General features: G+C 68.3%; 19 protein-coding genes. 13 read left to right on the forward strand and 6 right to left on the reverse strand.

Annotated elements, in window-relative coordinates; all coding sequences use genetic code 11:
• Window positions 1-55: 55 nt before the first annotated feature.
• Window positions 56-511, forward strand: a complete 456-nt coding sequence (locus ABGB08_RS40595; protein WP_155349292.1) for a GatB/YqeY domain-containing protein — start codon at window positions 56-58, stop codon at window positions 509-511.
• A 208-nt stretch (window positions 512-719) separates the two neighbouring features.
• On the opposite strand, the gene ABGB08_RS40600 is transcribed toward ABGB08_RS40595, so the two are convergent.
• Complete coding sequence (locus ABGB08_RS40600) at window positions 720-2,981, reverse strand: transglycosylase domain-containing protein (protein WP_347601850.1); 2,262 nt, start codon at window positions 2,979-2,981, stop codon at window positions 720-722.
• A gap of 246 nt (window positions 2,982-3,227) precedes the next feature.
• On the opposite strand from ABGB08_RS40600, the gene ABGB08_RS40605 reads away from it, so the two are divergent.
• Window positions 3,228-3,524, forward strand: coding sequence for a WhiB family transcriptional regulator (locus ABGB08_RS40605; protein WP_061296783.1), 297 nt, complete (start codon window positions 3,228-3,230; stop codon window positions 3,522-3,524).
• Between the two features lie 7 nt (window positions 3,525-3,531).
• Here ABGB08_RS40605 and ABGB08_RS40610 read toward each other — a convergent pair whose 3' ends face one another.
• The gene (locus ABGB08_RS40610; protein WP_155353904.1) at window positions 3,532-4,677 is read right to left on the reverse strand and encodes an ArsA family ATPase; all 1,146 of its coding nucleotides are present in this window, start codon (window positions 4,675-4,677) and stop codon (window positions 3,532-3,534) included.
• A complete protein-coding gene (locus tag ABGB08_RS40615; RefSeq protein WP_347601852.1) occupies window positions 4,674-5,654 on the reverse strand; it encodes an ArsA-related P-loop ATPase in 981 nt (326 codons plus the stop codon). Before ABGB08_RS40615 ends, ABGB08_RS40610 begins: the two co-directional genes overlap by 4 nt.
• A 95-nt stretch (window positions 5,655-5,749) precedes the next feature.
• Here ABGB08_RS40615 and ABGB08_RS40620 point away from each other — a divergent pair, with 95 nt between their 5' ends.
• From ABGB08_RS40620 to ABGB08_RS40635, 4 genes are read left to right on the forward strand one after another with little or no spacing between them, the layout of a single operon-like run.
• On the forward strand, window positions 5,750-5,905 hold the full coding sequence (locus ABGB08_RS40620) for a DUF4177 domain-containing protein (RefSeq protein ID WP_155340753.1): 156 nt from the start codon (window positions 5,750-5,752) through the stop codon (window positions 5,903-5,905).
• Window positions 5,902-6,360, forward strand: a complete 459-nt coding sequence (locus tag ABGB08_RS40625) for a RidA family protein (protein ID WP_347601854.1) — start codon at window positions 5,902-5,904, stop codon at window positions 6,358-6,360. Before ABGB08_RS40620 ends, ABGB08_RS40625 begins: the two co-directional genes overlap by 4 nt.
• Before the next feature lie 56 nt (window positions 6,361-6,416).
• Window positions 6,417-7,217, forward strand: a complete 801-nt coding sequence (locus tag ABGB08_RS40630) for an NUDIX hydrolase (RefSeq protein ID WP_347601856.1) — start codon at window positions 6,417-6,419, stop codon at window positions 7,215-7,217.
• The gene (locus tag ABGB08_RS40635; protein ID WP_347601858.1) at window positions 7,214-7,996 is read left to right on the forward strand and encodes an MBL fold metallo-hydrolase; all 783 of its coding nucleotides are present in this window, start codon (window positions 7,214-7,216) and stop codon (window positions 7,994-7,996) included. The genes ABGB08_RS40630 and ABGB08_RS40635 overlap by 4 nt, the downstream gene beginning before the upstream one ends.
• On the opposite strand, the gene ABGB08_RS40640 is transcribed toward ABGB08_RS40635, so the two are convergent.
• Window positions 7,993-8,673, reverse strand: a complete 681-nt coding sequence (locus ABGB08_RS40640; RefSeq protein WP_155349285.1) for a Crp/Fnr family transcriptional regulator — start codon at window positions 8,671-8,673, stop codon at window positions 7,993-7,995. The genes ABGB08_RS40635 and ABGB08_RS40640 overlap by 4 nt on opposite strands.
• Before the next feature lie 99 nt (window positions 8,674-8,772).
• Here ABGB08_RS40640 and nth point away from each other — a divergent pair, with 99 nt between their 5' ends.
• Window positions 8,773-9,477 (forward strand): endonuclease III, encoded by a 705-nt coding sequence (gene nth, locus ABGB08_RS40645; protein WP_347601860.1) that lies wholly within the window; start codon window positions 8,773-8,775, stop codon window positions 9,475-9,477.
• 49 nt (window positions 9,478-9,526) lie between these two features.
• Entirely contained in the window at window positions 9,527-10,165 is a 639-nt protein-coding gene (locus ABGB08_RS40650) for a CoA pyrophosphatase (protein ID WP_347601862.1), read from the forward strand.
• A 198-nt stretch (window positions 10,166-10,363) separates the two neighbouring features.
• Here the strand turns inward: ABGB08_RS40650 and ABGB08_RS40655 are convergent, their stop codons facing one another.
• Window positions 10,364-10,909 (reverse strand): HEAT repeat domain-containing protein, encoded by a 546-nt coding sequence (locus ABGB08_RS40655; RefSeq protein ID WP_347601864.1) that lies wholly within the window; start codon window positions 10,907-10,909, stop codon window positions 10,364-10,366.
• A 110-nt stretch (window positions 10,910-11,019) separates the two neighbouring features.
• Here ABGB08_RS40655 and ABGB08_RS40660 point away from each other — a divergent pair, with 110 nt between their 5' ends.
• The 5 genes from ABGB08_RS40660 (at window position 11,020) to ABGB08_RS40680 (ending at window position 17,091) form a co-directional block, all read left to right on the forward strand.
• A complete protein-coding gene (locus ABGB08_RS40660) occupies window positions 11,020-12,210 on the forward strand; it encodes a MarP family serine protease (RefSeq protein WP_347601866.1) in 1,191 nt (396 codons plus the stop codon).
• Window positions 12,211-12,243: 33 nt separating this feature from the next.
• Entirely contained in the window at window positions 12,244-13,311 is a 1,068-nt protein-coding gene (locus ABGB08_RS40665) for a glycosyltransferase family 4 protein (RefSeq protein WP_347601868.1), read from the forward strand.
• Window positions 13,312-13,496: 185 nt separating this feature from the next.
• Window positions 13,497-14,624: a glycosyltransferase gene (locus ABGB08_RS40670; RefSeq protein WP_347601870.1), complete on the forward strand. Its 1,128-nt coding sequence runs from the start codon at window positions 13,497-13,499 to the stop codon at window positions 14,622-14,624.
• Window positions 14,621-15,625, forward strand: coding sequence for a glycosyltransferase (locus tag ABGB08_RS40675; protein WP_347601872.1), 1,005 nt, complete (start codon window positions 14,621-14,623; stop codon window positions 15,623-15,625). The genes ABGB08_RS40670 and ABGB08_RS40675 overlap by 4 nt, the downstream gene beginning before the upstream one ends.
• Window positions 15,622-17,091, forward strand: a complete 1,470-nt coding sequence (locus ABGB08_RS40680) for a glycoside hydrolase family 130 protein (RefSeq protein ID WP_347601873.1) — start codon at window positions 15,622-15,624, stop codon at window positions 17,089-17,091. The genes ABGB08_RS40675 and ABGB08_RS40680 overlap by 4 nt, the downstream gene beginning before the upstream one ends.
• On the opposite strand, the gene ABGB08_RS40685 is transcribed toward ABGB08_RS40680, so the two are convergent.
• A complete protein-coding gene (locus tag ABGB08_RS40685) occupies window positions 17,083-17,400 on the reverse strand; it encodes a hypothetical protein (protein WP_347601875.1) in 318 nt (105 codons plus the stop codon). The genes ABGB08_RS40680 and ABGB08_RS40685 overlap by 9 nt on opposite strands.
• Window positions 17,401-17,564 lie beyond the last annotated feature (164 nt).

Consider the following 17,564-nt stretch of genomic DNA (forward strand, 5'->3'; position numbering starts at 1 on the left):
CCCCAATCATGCCCGAACCCGTGGGTGCGGCCGTGCGACACGGCAAGATAGAGCCATGAGTGCGTTGAAAGACAAGCTGAAGGCCGATCTCGCGGCCTCGATGAAGGCTCGGGACGAAGTCCGGCTGCGGACGGTCCGGATGGCGCTGGCCGCGATCAACGTCGAGGAGGTGGCGGGGAAGACCGCTCGCGAGCTCTCCGACGACGAGATCATCAAGGTGCTCGGCAAGGAGGCCAAGAAGCGGCGGGAGGCGTCGGAGGCGTTCGCCGGGGCCGGGCGGGCCGCGCAGGCGCAGGCCGAGCTGGATGAGCAGGCGATTCTGGAGGAGTATCTGCCCGCTCAGCTGTCGGACGAGGAGCTCAACCGGCTGGTCGATGAGGCGATCGCGGAGAGCGGGGCGTCGGGGCCGCAGGCGATGGGTCAGGTCATGAAGGTGGTGAACCCGAAGGTCGCGGGTCGCGCCGAGGGTGGTCGGGTGGCCGCGGCTGTTCGCTCCCGCCTCGCCGGTTGAGTCGGCTTCAAGCCTGAGAGCCTTGCGCTGGTGATCATCGGCGGCCACGACCTGCCCTGCTTCACCGCCACCTGATCGCCGAGCTGCCGTCCGCGACCCTGCTCGAACTCCCCTGGGCAGGTCACCTACCGCCGAGGGTCCTCCTAGGTGGAAGCCGTCGAGCACCTGTCAGAAGGGGTCCTCCTGCGTAGGAGGACCCCTTCTGGTGTCAGGGGTTCACGGGGACGACGATGTCGCCGCCACCGTCTCCGCCACCGTCTCCGCCGCCGTCGTCGTTTCCACCGCCGGGACCGCCGCGGCCGTCGCCGCCCTCCTCCTCGCCGTCAGGCTTGGGCTTGGGCTTGGGGGCGCAGAAGCTGGGCGAACAGCCGCCGAACTCCGACATGTCGACGTTGACGAACGAGGTCGGCTCGACCTTCTTGAGGGCGCCGAGCATGGTGTCTTTCCAGATCTCGCCCGCGATCGAGGAGCCGTACACGTAGGGGTAGTAACGCCCGCCGATGGTCACGCCGGTGAGGTCGTAGCGGAAGGCGCCGCGGGGGTCGCCGATGCTGACGGCCGAGGCCAGGTCGGGGGTGTAGCCGGCGAACCAGGCGGCGGTGTAGCCGTCGGTGGTGCCGGTCTTGCCGGCCGCGTCGCGGCCGATGCCGCCGACGCCGCTCATGGTGCCCTGGGTGAAGACGCCGGAGAGGATGTGGCTGGCCGCGTCGGCGACCTTCTCGTCGAGCACCTGCTCGCAATCCGGCTCGTACGGCGTGGCCTTGCCGTTCCGATCCACAATCTCAGTGATGACCATGGGCGCGCAGCGCTTGCCCCGGGCGGCGATCGTCGCGTACGCCCCGGCGACGGTCACCGGATCCATCTCGTTGACCCCGAGCGTGAACGTGGGCACCTCGCGGAGCTTGGTCCCGTCCGCCCGCTGGATGCCGAGCTTCTGCGCCATCTTCACGACCTTGCAGAGCCCGACGTGCTCCTCCAGCTTCATGAAGAACGTGTTCACCGAACCCCAGGTCCCGGTCGTCAGGGTCCGGAAGCCGCCGCTGCCCTCGCTGGAGTTGCGCACCTCGTGGGTCTCGCCCGAGCGGTTGCCCTTGCAGTCGCGGAACGGCGTGTGCGCGTTGTCGGGAACCGCGTAGGCCGACCCGGTGTTGAACCCGTCGTTCAGTTTGAGGCCCTCATCCAGGGCGGTGACCAGGGTGAACGCCTTGAAGGTCGAGCCCGCCTGGAAGCCGCTGCCGCCGCCGTGCACCCCGTCGGCCGGCAGGTTGTAGCTGATCTCGTTCTTCTTCTTGTCGTCGCCGAACTTGCGGCTGGCGGCGAGCGCGCGGATCGCGCCGGTGCCGGGCTCGACCAGGGCCTGGGCGGCGACCTGCTTGTCGGAGGTGTACACCCAGTTCTTGATGGCCTTGTCGGCGGCCTTCTGCATGTCCCGGTTGAGCGTGGTGCGGATGGTCAGTCCACCGCGCTGGAGGAAGTTGCGGCGGGCTTCCTCGGTCTTGCCGAAGTCCTTGTTGGTGAGGATCTCCTGCTGCACGTAGAGGCAGAAGTACGGGAACTCGCTCATCTCGCAGCCGCCGGGGATCTTCTTGCCGAGGTAGCCGAGCTTCTCGGCCTTCGCCTCGGTGGCCTGCGCCGCGGTGATGGCCTTCAGCTGCGCCATCCGGTCGAGCACCACGTTGCGCCGGGCCAGCAGGGCGGCGCGGTACTCCTTGCCCCGGTCGGGGTCGGTGGCGCTGGGGCTCTGCACGGCTCCGGCGAGCGTCGCCGCCTCGGCCAGGTCGAGTTCGGAGGCGTGCTTGCCGAAGAAACGCTTGGAGGCGGCCTCGATGCCGTACGCGCTGGCGCCGAAGTAGGAGATGTTGAGATACCGGTTGAGGATCTCGTCCTTGGTGTACTTGTTCTCGATCGCCATCGCGTAGCGGATCTCGTTGAGCTTGCGCGCGTACGACGTCTCGATGGCCTTGGCCTGTTCTTCCTTGGTCTCGGCCGAGTTGAAGATGACCAGCTTGACGTACTGCTGGGTGATCGAGGAGCCGCCCTGGACGACGCCGCCGCCGAAGAGGTTGCGGGTGAACGCCCGGAAGGTGCCTTCGACGTCGAGGGCGCCGTGTTGCTTGAAGCGGAAGTCCTCGATCGCGATGATCGCCTGCTGCATGACCGGCGCGATCTTGGTCAGCGGCACGGACTCGCGGTTCTGGAAGTAGAACTGGGCGATCTGCTTGCCGGAGGAGTCCAGCAGGACCGTCTTCTCCGGGAGCGGGGGCTCGTTGAGCTCCTTCGCCTCGATCTGGAGGGCCTCGACGCCGGATTTGGCGGAGTAGCCCGCTCCGCCGACGGCGGGCAACGCTACAGCGGCGACGAGCACGCCTCCGGCGCAGGCGGCGGCCAGCAGTCGCACGACGTTCGCGATCTGGGTGCCGACCCGGCGCGGGCGCGCTCCCGATGTCTGAGCTTTGCCTTGAGCTTGCACAAAGCCAAGGGTACGTCGAATCAGGGAGTCAATCGGTACCAAAACCACCACCTGGCATTACCCCCGGCGGGAATGACTAGTCATTCCCGGACATCCCCAGGTCGTAAATTTGGTCCCACCGGGTCTGTCACTCCGACAGCCTGGTTGCGTACGTTCTCCTCTGCGGCAACTGAATAAGGAGGCTCGGCGACCGCGCCCGTCGGCCCCAGAAGTCACGACTGACCACCTAAGGGGAGTGGGGTCGAAATGTGGATCACGGATTGGACCTCCCGTGCCGCCTGTCGAGGTGCGGATCCTGACGCCCTGTTCGTTCAGGGCGCCGCACAGAACCGGGCGAAGCTGATCTGTCGAGGGTGCCCTGTCCGTACCGAATGCCTCGCCGATGCGCTGGACAATCGCATCGAGTTCGGGGTATGGGGCGGAATGACCGAGCGGGAACGGCGCGCGCTCCTGCGGCGCCGTCCGGACGTCGACTCCTGGCGCGACCTGCTGGAGTTGGCCAAGGAAGAGTACGAGCGCACCAACGAGCTGATCGCAGGCTGAGGCGCTCTCACCCAGCGGCGAGGAGTTCCCCGATCTGGCGCAGACCAGCCAGATCGTGAACATCCTCTGACATCGCGGGCACCTGGGATATCGGCACGGTGGGGTGGGCCGAGGTGAAGTGTTCCTGTTCCCGGTGCTCGCGGGCGGCGAGCTGCATCCGCCCGGCGTGCAGGCGAAGCACGGCGGCGGTCAGCTCGTGCTCACCACGTGACTCCAGGTCCTCTGCGGCGGCCGTGCTGCGGGCCGCGGACAGGGCCGGAGCCGGGGAGCGGTGCACCCGGTTGACCACCAGGCCGGCCAGGGGCATCCGCTCCTCGGCGAGCCGCTCCACGAAGTACGAGGCCTCACGGATCGCGTCCCGTTCCGGCGTGGCGACGACGACGAATGCCGTGCCGGGCGCCTGGAGCAGCCGATAGGTCTGTTCCGCGCGCTGCCGGAAACCGCCGAACAGCGCGTCCAGGGCGGACACGAACGTCTGGATGTCGGTCAGCACCTGCGCGCCGAGCACCTTGGTGAGCGCCCCGGCGACCAGGCCGAACCCGGCGTTGATCAGTTTGAACGCGCTCCGGCCGCCGGCTTTGGCGGGGGCGATCAGGATGCGGATGAGCCGCCCGTCCAGGAACCGGCCGAGGCGTTCCGGCGCGTCCAGGAAGTCCAGCGCGGACCGGGACGGCGGGGTGTCGACGATGATCAGATCCCAGTCGCCGGAGCGGCGCAGTTGCCCCAGTTTCTCCATCGCCATGTACTCCTGGGTGCCGGAGAAGCTGGACGACAGCGACTGGTAGAAGGGGTTCGTCAGGATCTGCTTGGCCCGCTCCGGGTCGGCGTGCGCCTCGATGATCTCGTCGAAGGTGCGCTTCATGTCGAGCATCATGGCGTGCAGCTGGCCGTCGCCGTCGATCTCGGTGATCCGGCGCGGGGTGTTGTCGAGCGAGGTCAGGCCCATCGACTGGGCCAGCCGCCGGGCCGGGTCGACGGTGAGCACGACCACGTGGCGGCCGCGTTCTGCGGCACGCAGGCCGAGCGCGGCGGCCGTGGTGGTCTTGCCGACACCGCCGGAGCCGCAGCACACCACGATCCGGGTGTTCTGATCGTCCAGGATGGCGTCCAGGTCCAGTTGGGGGGCTTTCACGGCTCTCTTTCCGCTCGTCATGCGGCGCCTTGGTTTCTGATCGCTTCGGCGAGTTCATACAGCCCGGCCAGGTCGGCGCCGTCGGCCAGGAACGGCAGGTCATACCTGCGTGCTCCGGTCTTGGCGAGTTCCTCCTGCTCGCGCAGTTCCAGGCTGGTACGGCTGGCATGCTCGGCCACTTCCGCCGCCAGCGCCTCGGCGATGGCGGTGGCGTCCTTGCCGTCGGTCAGCCCGGCGGCCTTGAGCCCCAGCGCGAGCTCGGAGTGGTCGACCGGCTCGCTCAGCGCCGGATCGATGCTCCGCACCATGTTCACGAAGATGCCGCCGACCGGCAGCTTGACGGCCCGCAGTTCGGCCATGCCGTCCACGGTCTCCTGGACGGGCATCTCCTCCAGCAGCGTCACGAAGTGCACCGCGGTCTCGGGCGAGGCCATGACGCCGCGGACCATGTCGGCGTGCGCCTTCACCGGGCCGACCCGGGCCAGCCCGGCGACCTCCTGGGTGACATTGAGAAACCGGGCGATCCGCCCGGTCGGTGGCGCGTCCATGACGACGGCGTCGTACACCCGGTGCCCCGCCTTGTTCTTGCGCCGGACCGCCTCGCTGGTCTTCCCGGTGACCAGGACGTCGCGCATGCCGGGCGCGATGGTGGTGGCGAAGTCGACCACGCCCATCCTGGTGAGCGTCTTGCCCATCCGTTTGAGCCCGTAGAACATGTCGAGATAGTCGAGCATGGCCTCTTCCGGGTCGATGGCCAGCGCGAACACGTCGCCGCCGCCGGGGGCGACGGCGATCTTCCGTTCCTCGTACGGCAAGGGCGGCAGGTCGAACACCTGAGCGATACCCTGGCGGCCCTCCACCTCGACCAGGAGCACCTTCCGGCCGCCGGCGGCGAGCGCCAGGGCCAGCGCGGCGGCGACGGTGGTCTTCCCCGTGCCACCTTTTCCGGTGACGACGTGGAGGCGAACCCCATCCCAGTCGGTGTCACGAGAACTCACACCCGAAAGGCTACCCAACGGTCACTTTCTGATTCGCCGCAGGGAACCCATGTGCTGGGAGTCACAGGCGTGCGAGCCTCGATAGCCTTGGCCGCATGACCAAGTGGGAGTACGTGACCGTGCCGCTGCTGACGCACGCGACTAAGCAGATTCTGGACAACTGGGGCGAGGACGGCTGGGAGTTGGTGGCCGTGATTCCCGGGCCCAACCCCGAGCAACTCGTCGCGTACATGAAGCGGGCGAAGGCATGACGCCCGAGCAGCGGCTGGCCCGGCTGGGGCTGGTGTTGCCGGAAGTGGTGACGCCGCTGGCCGCGTACGTGCCCGCAGTGCGGACCGGGAACTATGTGTACACCTCCGGGCAACTGCCGATCGTGGACGGGAAGCTGATCGTCACCGGCAAGCTCGGGGCGGAGGTCTCCGACGAGCAGGGGATCGATCTGGCCCGGATCTGCGCGCTCAACGCGATGGCGGCGATCATCTCGGTCGCGGGTGATCTGTCGCACATCGTGCGGATCGTGAAGGTGCTGGCGTTCGTCGCCAGCACGCCGGAATACACCAACCAGCCGGTCGTGGTCGACGGCGCGAGCACGCTGTTCGGCGAGGTCCTGGGCGAGGCCGGGCGGCATGCCCGCAGCGCCGTCGGGGTCGCGGTGCTGCCCCGGAACGCGCCCGTGGAGCTGGAGGTCGTCGCCGAAGTGCGTTGATCTGTCGTACGGCATCCGCGAGACTGCTGAACCGAGCGATGTTCTGGGGAGGGCCGATGGGGATTCCGCTGCCGGAGGAGTTCAGGGCGCGCGTCAGGGATATCCTCGCCGGTCGGATCACTCCGGTGGCCGCCAGGGACGCGGCGACGGTGATCGTGCTCCGGGACGATCCACTGGAGGTGTACCTGCTCCGCCGCAAGGCCACGATGGCCTTCGCGGCGGGCGCGTACGTGTTTCCTGGCGGGTCCGTCGATCCCCGGGACGCGGATCGTGCCGTGGCTTGGGCGGGGCCGTCTCCGGCGGAATGGGGCGAGTTGCTGCGGGCCGAGGAGGGGACGGCGCGCGGGTTGGTGTGCGCGGCGGTGCGGGAGACCTTCGAGGAGTCCGGGGTGCTGCTGGCCGGGCCGACCGAGGACACGATCGTGGCCGACACCACGGGCTGGGACGCCGAACGGGAAGCGTTGATCGATCGCTCGCTGTCATTCGTGGATTTCCTGGATGACAAAGGGCTGGTTCTGCGGTCGGATCTGCTCAAACCGTGGGGGCATTGGATCACGCCTGAGATCGAATACCGGCGGTATGACACGCGGTTCTTCGTGGCGGCGTTGCCGTACGGCCAGCGGACCAGGGACGTCGGCGGGGAAGCGGATTCGGTGGCGTGGATGCGGCCCCAGCAAGCCCTAGATCTCGCGAAATCTCACGAAATTTCGGTGATGATGCCGACATTTCATACGCTGACCGAGATGGCGGGGTTTGACACGATTGCAGGCGTGTTCGCGAATGATCGGGAGATTGTCACGATCATGCCCCAGGTGGTGGAGGTCGACGGCGAGATGCGGCTGGAAGTGGCTAGATGAGCGGGTTGTTCCTGCCGATCGACGGGTCCGGTACGGCGAGCGCGACCAACGTGCTGGCTCCTAACGCGTCCCCGATGACCTTGGACGGCACGAACACCTGGATGATCGGCCAGGGCGAGACGGTGCTGATCGTCGATCCAGGGCCGGACGATGAGCGTCATCTGCGGAGAATCGTGGAGTTGCTCGGCGAGCGCCGGGTGGCGACGATCCTGCTCACTCACGGACATGTCGACCACAGCGGCGGAGCCGCGATGTTCGCCGCGATGGTGAGCGCACCGGTCCGGGCGCTCGACCCGCAACATCGCCTCGGCTCGGAAGGCCTGGACGACGGCGACGTGGTCACGGCCGGAGATCTCGAACTCCGGGTGATCGGAACACCAGGCCATTCAGCCGATTCCCTCTGCTTCTGGCTGCCCGCCGACGCCGCGCTGCTCACCGGGGACACCATCCTCGGCCGTGGCACCACCGTGATCGCCCACGACGGCGACCTCGCCGACTACCTCCGCAGCCTGGACAAACTTCGCGCGATGGCCGAACTCGCCGAAGCCAGGACCCTGCTGCCCGGCCACGGCCCCATGCTCCCCGACCCGATCGGAAAGCTGGACGAATACCTTGAGCACCGCCGCAAACGCCTCGACCAGATCCGCGAGGCCATCCGCGCGGGCGCGAAAGACGTGCCGGAGATCGTCGAGATGGTCTACGTGGACGTGGACCGCAGCCTCTGGCCCGCCGCGGAGATGTCCGTGGCGGCCCAGCTCAACTACCTCAAAAACCTCTAACGCGACCGGTTGTACAGCCGCTCGATGTCCATGATCACGACGGCCTTGGCCTCGATCCGCAGCCAGCCGCGCCCCGCGAAGTCGGCCAGCGCCTTGTTGACGGTCTCCCGGGAGGCGCCCACCAGCTGGGCCAGCTCCTCCTGAGTGAGATCGTGATGGACGCGCACGCCGTCGTCGACCTTCTGCCCGAACCGGTCGGCCAGGTCCAGCAGCGCCTTCGCCACCCGCCCGGGCACGTCGGTGAAGACCAGGTCGGCCAGCACGTCGTTGGTCCGGCGCAGCCGCTGGGCCAGGGCGCGCAGCAGGTGCAGCGCCACCTCCGGGCGGCCGGTCAGCCACGGCCGCAGGTCGTCGTGGCCGAGCCCGGCCAGCTTGACGTCGGTGAGCGCGATGGCGGAAGCCGTACGGGGCCGGGGGTCGAACAGGGACAGTTCGCCGAACATCTCGCTCGGGCCGAGCACGCTGAGCAGGTTCTCCCGGCCGTCCGGCGCGGTCCTGGCCAGCTTGATCTTGCCTTCGAGCACCACGTAGAGCGTGGAGCCGGTCTCGTTCTCGCTGAACAGCGTCTGGCCCTTGGTGAGGGTCATCTCGGCGATACTCGTTCGCAGGGCCGCTGCGCTCTCCCGGTCGAGCGCGGCGAAAAGGGGCGCCCTGCTCAGAACGTCTTCGGTGCTCACGGTGCCTCCCTTGCCATGGTCGCACTCGTCGGGTTTCGGAGGTTCCTGGGAACTCCGTGGTAGCCATTGTGACCTACGGCATCCGCGTAGGCTTACGGGGTGCCCCAGAAGGAGTCCCGGCTAGCCCTCGTACGCCGCGCCCGGCGGATCAACCGCATCTTGGCGGAAACCTATCCTGACGCCCACTGCGAACTCGACTTCGGTAACCCGCTGGAGCTGCTGGTCGCAACCATCCTCTCGGCGCAGTGTACGGACAAAAGGGTAAATATGGTTACTCCGATACTTTTTGCGAAGTATCGGACTGCGGCTGACTATGCCTCGGCGGATCGTGAGGAGCTCGAACAGATCATCAAATCCACCGGGTTCTTCCGGGCCAAGACCAACAGCATCATGGGTATGGCCCAGGCGCTCTGTGATCGTTATGGCGGGGATGTGCCCGGGAAGCTGAAGGATCTGGTCACCCTGCCCGGTGTCGGGCGCAAGACGGCCAATGTGGTGCTCGGCAACGCGTTCGGCGTGCCCGGGTTGACCGTTGACACCCACTTCCAGCGGCTCACCCGGCGGTTCGGCTGGCTTGACGAGACCGATCCCGTCAAGATCGAACACGAGGTCGGCACGCTCATCCCCAAGGCTCAGTGGACGATGTTCTCGCATCGGATCATCTGGCATGGCCGGCGGATCTGTAACGCGCGCAAGCCCGCCTGTGGCGCCTGCCCGCTGACCGCGCTCTGCCCGTCGTACGGCACTGGCCCGACTGATCCGGTCGAGGCGCGCAAACTTGTTAAGACTGGGCCATTCTCCTAGCGGGAAGCTCCGGGGATGCCCGAGGGTTGAACCCCGGGGGAGGTGGCACGTGAACGACACGCCAGTTTGGCTTGAGGGGTTGGCTGCCAGGAGTGCGGCGGTGCCGGTTGGCTTACGGCCACCCGCCGAAGGCGGCCGTCCCGCGGCGGTGCTGATGTTGTTCGGCGACGGGCCGTACGGGCCGGACGTCCTGCTCATCCAGCGCAGCTCCAACGGCCGCAACCACGCGGGCCAGCCCGCCTTCCCCGGCGGCGGCCTGGAACCCCAGGACGCGGGCCCCATCGACGCCGCCCTTCGCGAGGCCGCCGAGGAAACCGGCCTCGACCCGACCGGCGTCACCGTCGTCGGCACAATGCCCGAACTGTACGTCTGGCGAAGCGACTACCGCGTCACCCCCGTTCTGGGCTGGTGGCACACTCCCTGCGCCGTCCACGCCGCGTCCCCGAACGAGGTCGCTTCGGTGGAACGCGTGCCTATCGCCGAACTCGTCGACCCGGCCAACCGCCTCAAACTCCGCCATCCGAGCGGGTTCGCCGGGCCCGCGTTCCGGGTTCGCGGGCTGCTCGTCTGGGGGTTCACGGCTGGAGTGCTCGATGGGTTGCTGGCCGCTTCCGGCTTCGAGCTCCCTTGGGACAGGGGCCGAATTGAGGACCTACCGCCGGACGTCATCGCGCTGGCCGGTCGCTGATTGAGGGCTGGGGTCCGTAGCGGGTGGGCAGGGCGGACACTCCGGCCGACCGTGATAGTGGGCCTCTCGTGAGCCGCTGGTCAGCGGCCATCGCGGGCGCGGTGGTCTCGGGCACGGTCTTACGTCGGCCTACGTGTCCGTCCTGCCCACCCGCAGGGTGACCCGCCGTACTCCGCAGCGGTTCTTAAGAGCAAGTCGTTATGGGTCGAGGAGTTGTTGGCGTGAGGTGTTCATGTGGGCGGTGGCCAGGGTGAGGCCTAGGGAGGCCCAGTCGGCGACGTCGGGGTCCTTGTCTTCGGCTAGGCGGCGCAGGGCGGCCAGGCCGGCCGGGTCGGCGGGGTGGCCGAGGATGTTGGGGAGCGCGTAGGCGGCACCGTAGCGGACGGTGGCCTCGGGGTGAGTGGAGAGGTCGATCACCGAGGGGAGCGCGCGTGGGTCGCGGAGGTGGCCGAAGGCGATGAGGACCGAATAAAGGACGCGGGTGTCGTCCTCGCTGGCTGCCAGGTAGCGGAGTACCGGGATGGTTTTGTCGGCGAATGGGCGGTCACGGCCGAGTTCGCCGAGAATGTCCACGCCGAGTACTCGCTCCGGGACCGTGGCGGACGCGCAGAGGCGTCGGGCCGCGGTGAAGGTTTCCAGGTCGCCGCGCTGTTGCAGGTCGGCGATGGCCTGCCAGCGGGTCGGTCCATCCGGGTCTTCGTCGGCCAGAGCGGCCTGGATCAGATCATCAACTGATGCCCCCATGACGTCACGATATAGCGGAGACCTCGAAGAACACGTGCACGCGCGCGTGTGGCGCTGGATACCGTAAAGGGGGGCACCGGGCTCAGGGTCGATAGGGGTGTAATTCAGGCGTGCAAGGCGACGTGCTCGATCTCATCCTGATCGGCCTGGTGTTGGCGTTCGCGGTGTCCGGGTATCGGCAGGGCTTCATCATCGGGGTGTTCAGCTTCGTGGGGTTCTGCGGTGGCGCGCTTGTCGGCATTTTCATCGGGCCTCCGATCGCCGGGGCGCTGGTCGGGGGGGACACCGAGAAGGCGCTGCTGGCGATCGTGATCGTCTTTCTGTGCGCGACGGTCGGCCAGTTTGCCTCGTCCACGATCGGGGCGGTGGTCCGCAGCCACGTGACCTGGGAGTCGGCGCGGACCGCCGACTCGTTCGGGGGGTCGCTCGCCAGCGGTCTGACCGTGCTGGTGTTCGCGTGGCTGATCGGCTCGCTGATGATCTCTACCAGCCTGTCGTTACCGCGTCAGCAGATCAATGATTCCCTGCTGCTGAAGTCCGTCGATTCGGCCATGCCGCAGGCCGCCAAAGACCTGACCCGGCGATTCCGGGACTTTGTGGATGCTTCCGATTTTCCGGAGGTGTTCAGCGCCATCGGCGGTAGCCGTTTCGTCGATGTGCCCGCGCCCGACGAGAGCATCATCAAGGACCCCCGTATCGCCCGGGCCCGTCGCGCGATCGTCAAAGTCCAGGGCACCGCGCCCGACTGCAAGAAACGCATCGAGGGCACCGGCTTCGTCTACTCCGCCCACCGGATCATGACCAACGCCCACGTCGTCCAGGGCGTCACCCAGGAACTCCGCGTCACCGACTACACCGGCGCCGTCCACGACGCCCGTGTCGTCCTGTTCAACCCCGACCGCGACATCGCCATCCTCTATGTCGCATCCCTCGACGTCGCCGCCCTCCGCTTCGACTCCACCGCGGAATCCAAGGACGACGCGATCATCGCCGGCTTCCCGAAGGGCCACGGCTTCACCATCAAACCGGCCCGAATCCGGGTGAAACAGCACGCCGAGTCCTCCGACATCTACAACGACCACAAGGTCGACCGCGAGGTGTACGCCATTCGCGGCGTCGTCCAGCCCGGCAACTCCGGCGGCCCCCTCCTCACCCCCGAAGGCCGCGTCTTCGGCGTCATCTTCGCCGCCGCCACCGACCAGGAGGACACGGGCTACGCGCTGACCGCCGACGAAGTCCGTACGGACGCCGAGGACGGCAGCGCGGCCATCGCCCGCGTGGACACCCAGACCTGCGACTAGGTGTACGGTCCGGAGTGGCAAGCACACCAGGAGGTGCGCGATGAGCCGTACCCGGCCATTCCGGTTGCTGGAGCAGGACGACGTTTCGTGAAGGTGGCGCTGCTGGGGCCGGTCGCCTGGCGCACGCCTCCGCTTCATTACGGTCCGTGGGAGCAGGTCACGAGCCTGCTCGCCGAAGGGCTCACCGCGCGGGGGATCGACGTGACCCTGTTCGCGACCCTGGATTCGGTCACGTCCGGAACGCTGGACGGCGTGTGTCCCCATGGATATGCCGATGATTCGTCCATGGATGGACGGGTGTGGGAGGCGATGCATGTCGCGTACGCGTTGAGCCGTTCCGGGGAGTTCGATCTCGTGCACAGTCATCTCGACTGGCTTCCGCTGGCCTTCGCCGATCATTGCCGGGCGCCGCTGCTCACCACAGTTCATGGATTCTCCGGAATGGGCATCTTGCCGGCCTATACCCGGGCCTGGTCCGCGTACGTCTCCATCTCGGACGCGGACCGGAGTCCGGAGCTGGACTACCTCGCGACTGTGCACCACGGCATCGATCTGGACGCGTTTCCCTTCGCCCCCACAGGCGGCGAAAGGCTGATCAGCTTCGGCCGCGTTCATCCCGACAAGGGAACGCACACGGCGATCGAGATCGCCCGGCGGGCCGGGATGCCGCTGACCATCTGCGGGATCGTGCAGGACGAGCGGTACTTCGAGGCGGAGATCGCGCCGAAGATCGACGGGGAGCAGGTCAGGTTCCTCGGGTCGGTCGGGCCGGAGCGGCGGGGCGAGATTCTCGGCGGTGGCGCCGCGCTGCTGCATCCCATCGCGTTCGATGAGCCGTTCGGCCTGTCGGTCGTCGAGGCGATGGCCTGCGGCACCCCCGTCGTCGCCTACCGGCGCGGATCCATGGCCGAAGTCGTGGACCACGGGGTGACCGGTTTCCTGGTGGATTCCCTCGACGAGGCCGTCACCGCGGTGCGGCGCATCGCGACGATCGATCGCGCGGGCTGCCGTGCGCGGGCCGAACTCAGATTCAGCGCAGACTCAATGGTTTCTAATTACCTGCGCATATATGGCGAAATGTTAGGACAAAATAGCGCCTGATAGTATTTGGGCGACGCAGACCCCGGCCATCGGCTGAGGGTCGCGGCAACCGGGCCCCCGTATGAGGGCGGGCCCCCGGTGACAGGCTCACGATTCCATCACGCCGGCAGGCGGACAGCCGTCTGAACCGAGCGAGCCCGTGTGGCATCCATCGTGCTGCGGGCGATTAGTGGAAGGCATGACAGTTGGCCTGTACATATGGCTTTCTCAGCACCCATCCGCCCACGCAGTGCGGACTCGCCACGTTCAACTCCGCCCTGGCCGCCCAGCTCACCGAAGACGGCCGGTACGGCGGGATCGTCCGGGTCACCGCCGACGGCGACGACAACCTGCCGCTGCCCGGGGTCGTGCACACCTGGTCCCCCAGCGGGTTCGGCGGCTGGCGGGCCGCGGCCGCCGCGCTGGAGAAGTTCGATGTGGCCATCGTGCAGCACGAGTACGGCATCTATCCCGGTTCGGACGGCCAGGATGTCCTTCCGTTGCTGCGGCGCCTCGCCGTACCCACCATTGTGGTTCTGCACACCGTCCTGACCAGGCCGACCGCCTCGCAGAAGGTCCTGCTTGAGGAGATCGCCGACGCCGCCGACGCGGTCGTGACCATGACCGGCACCGCCCGCGACCGGTTGCTGACCGGCTACCGGGTCGACGCCGCCAAGGTGGTTCTCATCCCCCACGGAGCCGCCGACCACGGGCGGGTTCCGGTCCGGCGTCAATCCCGTCCGCATTTGCTCACCTGGGGACTGCTCGGTCCCGGCAAGGGCGTTGAGTGGGCGTTACGCGCGCTCGCGCTGCTGGAGGACGTTTCGCCGATCTACACCATCGCCGGAAAGACCCATCCCAAGGTGCTGGAGTCCCAGGGCGAGGCCTACCGCGACGGCCTGTACGATCTCGCGGCCCGGCTTCGGGTGTCCGATGCCGTGCGGCACGACCCGGTATACCGGGATCAGGAGTCGCTGAGCCGGCTGGTCCGCTCGGCGGACGTCGTCGTGTTGCCCTACGACTCGGCGGAGCAGGTCACCTCCGGTGTCCTCATCGAGGCCGTGGCCGCGGGCGTGCCCGTCGTCGCCACCTCCTTCCCCCACGCCGTGGAACTGCTGACCGGCGGTCCAGGCTTGCTGGTTCCCCACGGCGACCCGCTGGCGCTGGCCGCCGCGTTGCGTCGTGTCCTCACCGAACCCGGGCTGGCCGACGATCTCATCAGCCGTACCCGCGCCTTGGTGCCCACCCTGCTGTGGCCCGCGGTCGCGGCCCGATACGCCGGCCTCGTCCGATCGCTCCTGGCCGAGCGGCCGGCGGCCGTGGCGGTGCCATGAGCTCGGCGGCACCCGATTTCCAGCACCTGATCCGGTTGAGCGATGACACCGGCCTGTTCGAACACGCGCGGCACGCCGTCGTCCGCCGCCATCACGGTTACTGCACCGACGACGTCGCCCGCGGGCTCGTCATCGTCAGCCGGGAACCGCTCCCGTCCCAACGGCTGACCGAGCTGGCGGAGCGGTACCTGGCCTTTCTCACCCATGCCCAGGATCACTCCGGCGCGTTCCGCAACCGGCTCGGCTTCGACCGGCGCTGGCGCGACCGGCCGGGCGTCGGCGACTGGTGGGGCCGGGCGATGTGGGGCCTGGGCACCGCGGCGGCCCGCAACTCCGCTCCCTGGATCCGGGAGGAAGCGCTGCTCGCCTTCACTCTCGGCGCGCAGCAGCGCTCCCCGCATCTGCGTGCCATGACTTTCGCCGGGCTCGGCGCGGCGGAGGTCCTGCGCGCCGACCCGGACAGCACCGTGGCCGCCGCCCTGCTCACCGACGCCGCCGAGGCGATCGGCGTGCCTCCGGAGAACCCCTCCTGGCCGTGGCCGCAGCCGTACCTGAGCTATGCCAACGCCGCGCTCGCCGAGGTGCTCATCGCCGCCGGGGATCTGAGCGATGACCAGCAGACGCTCACCAGCGGCCTGCACATGCTCACCTGGCTGCGTGACATCCAGACCAGGAACGGCAGGTTCTCGGTCGTGCCCGCCGCCGGCTGGCGACAGGACAAGCAGCGCACCCGCTACGACCAGCAGCCGATCGAGGTGGCCGCGCTCGCCGACGCCTGTGCCGTCGCGGCCTTCGTGACCGGCGAGCTCTCCTGGCAGGACGGAGTACGGCGGGCGGCGGCCTGGTTCCAGGGCGCCAACGACGCCGACGCCCTGATGTGGGACCCGGCGACCAGCGGCGGGTACGACGGCCTGACCGAGCACGGCCCCAACCTCAACCAGGGCGCGGAATCGACCATGGCACTGATCTCCACCATGCAACACGCGCGGCGGCTCTCATGAGCGATCTCGCCGTACGGCTCGGCCCGACGATCACCCCCGACCCGCGACGGGTGATCGTCAAGCTCTTCGTGCCCGGCGAGGACGCGGCGCTCACCCGTACCCGGGCCGCCGCGCTGATCGACCGCATCATGCTCCTCGACACCGACATGATGACCGACATGCTCAAGGAGACGCTGCGGCGATTCGGCGGGCGGCACCACGACCTCGAAGCGACCTTCGCCCATCACCACGACCTGGTCCGCCATCGCGTGCCCCGCAACGCCGACCTGTCCCGGCCGGCCCGCCTCCTGGTGGGCGCCTACTTCAGCCACGAGTACGCCGTGGAGGGCGCGGCGGTGTGCAACCCCTCGATGATCCCCCACCCCGACCAGTCCGGCCTGCGCCCTGGGCAGCTCCGCGTGGCCATCAGCCTGCGGCAGATCGGCGAGGGACACCTGTCCTCCATCGGCTTCGCCACGGCGCTGCTCGGACCCCACGCCGAGCTGGAGATCACCGACCGCTCCGGGGCGCTGTCCGTCGGCCGCCGGCACCGGACCCACCATCGGCGCGACCTGCTCGCCGCCGGGCTCTCCGACGACGCCTGGGACAACGAGGTCTCGGCCGCCATGCTGGAATCCCTGCCGGAACGCTTCGACGACGACGACTTCGAACAGGCGATCGGCCGGTTGCCCGCCGACCTGGTCACCCGAACCACCACGCAGCGAACTCTGGAGGAGATGCGCCGCGCGACGCGCTCCGACTACGCCGTGGCCTTCCCCGCCGATCTCCCCCTGCACCGGCGGGTGCTCTGGCCGGCCACCGCGGACGAGAGCAACGGCATGGAGGATGCGCGTTTCGTCCAGGTCATCGATGAGGACGGCAGGCCGTCGTACCGCGCCACCTACACCGCCTACGACGGGCGGCACATCCGCTCCCACCTGATCGCCAGCGATGACCTGCGCCATTTCGAGATCACCCCCATGCGGGGGCCCGCCGCCGCCAACAAGGGGATGGCGCTGTTCCCGCGACAGGTGGGGGGACGCAGTCTGGCGTTGTGCCGCTCCGACGGCGAGACCATCGGTCTCACGACGCTCGACCAGCACAACACGTGGCAACCGCCGGTGCCGCTCCACGTCCCCCACCGTGGCTGGGAACTGATCCAGGTGGGCAACTGCGGATCGCCCATCGAGACCGGCTTCGGTTGGCTCGTCCTGATCCATGGCGTCGGCCCGATGCGCGACTACGCCATGGGCGCCCTGCTGCTCGACTCCGACCAGCCGGACCGCGTCATCGCCGAACTCCCTGGCCCGCTCCTCACCGCCGGCACCGCCGAACGCGACGGCTACGTCCCTAACGTTGTGTACTCCTGCGGAGGCCTTGTCCATGGCGATGCCTTGTGGCTGCCGTACGGGGAGAGCGACGCCCGGATCGGATTCGCCCGGGTGCCGGTGAGCGCCCTTGTCGAGGCGATGCGTTCGTCACGCTAGCGGGGTGCCGAGCCCGGCGGCGTCGAGGAGGTGCGCGCCCGCGTCGTGCAGGGTGATGCCGAAGCTGTCCGGCGGGCCCGGCAAATGAGCGGTTGCCTTGAAGCGGGTATCGAGGGTCGGACCGTTGCCGACGAGATGGCCGCACAGCTGGCCCTGGCGGTCGTACACGGCCCAGCGGCCCGCGCTCACCTGCGGCATCGCGTCAGGATTGTCCTTGAGCCACTGCGCGTTGGTCGCGTGGTCGGGCCGCTCGTCGGCCTCGTTCTCCTGGACGGGAACATGATCAGCATTTGTGCGAGCACCACTCATGTTGCGTCTCGCTCTCAGCTAGTGGCTGACGCCCCTTGACGAGGGGAAACACTCAGCGCTATCCGCATCGTACCGGCCACCGCTCGGGCTTACTACTCGGACAACCTCGGGAAACGCCTAGAAACCGGCCAGGGTCAGACCTCCCGCCCAAGCCGGAAAGGAGT

Origin of the sequence: Acrocarpospora sp. B8E8 (assembly GCF_039871605.1) — a bacterium.
GTDB lineage: Bacteria > Actinomycetota > Actinomycetes > Streptosporangiales > Streptosporangiaceae > Acrocarpospora > Acrocarpospora macrocephala.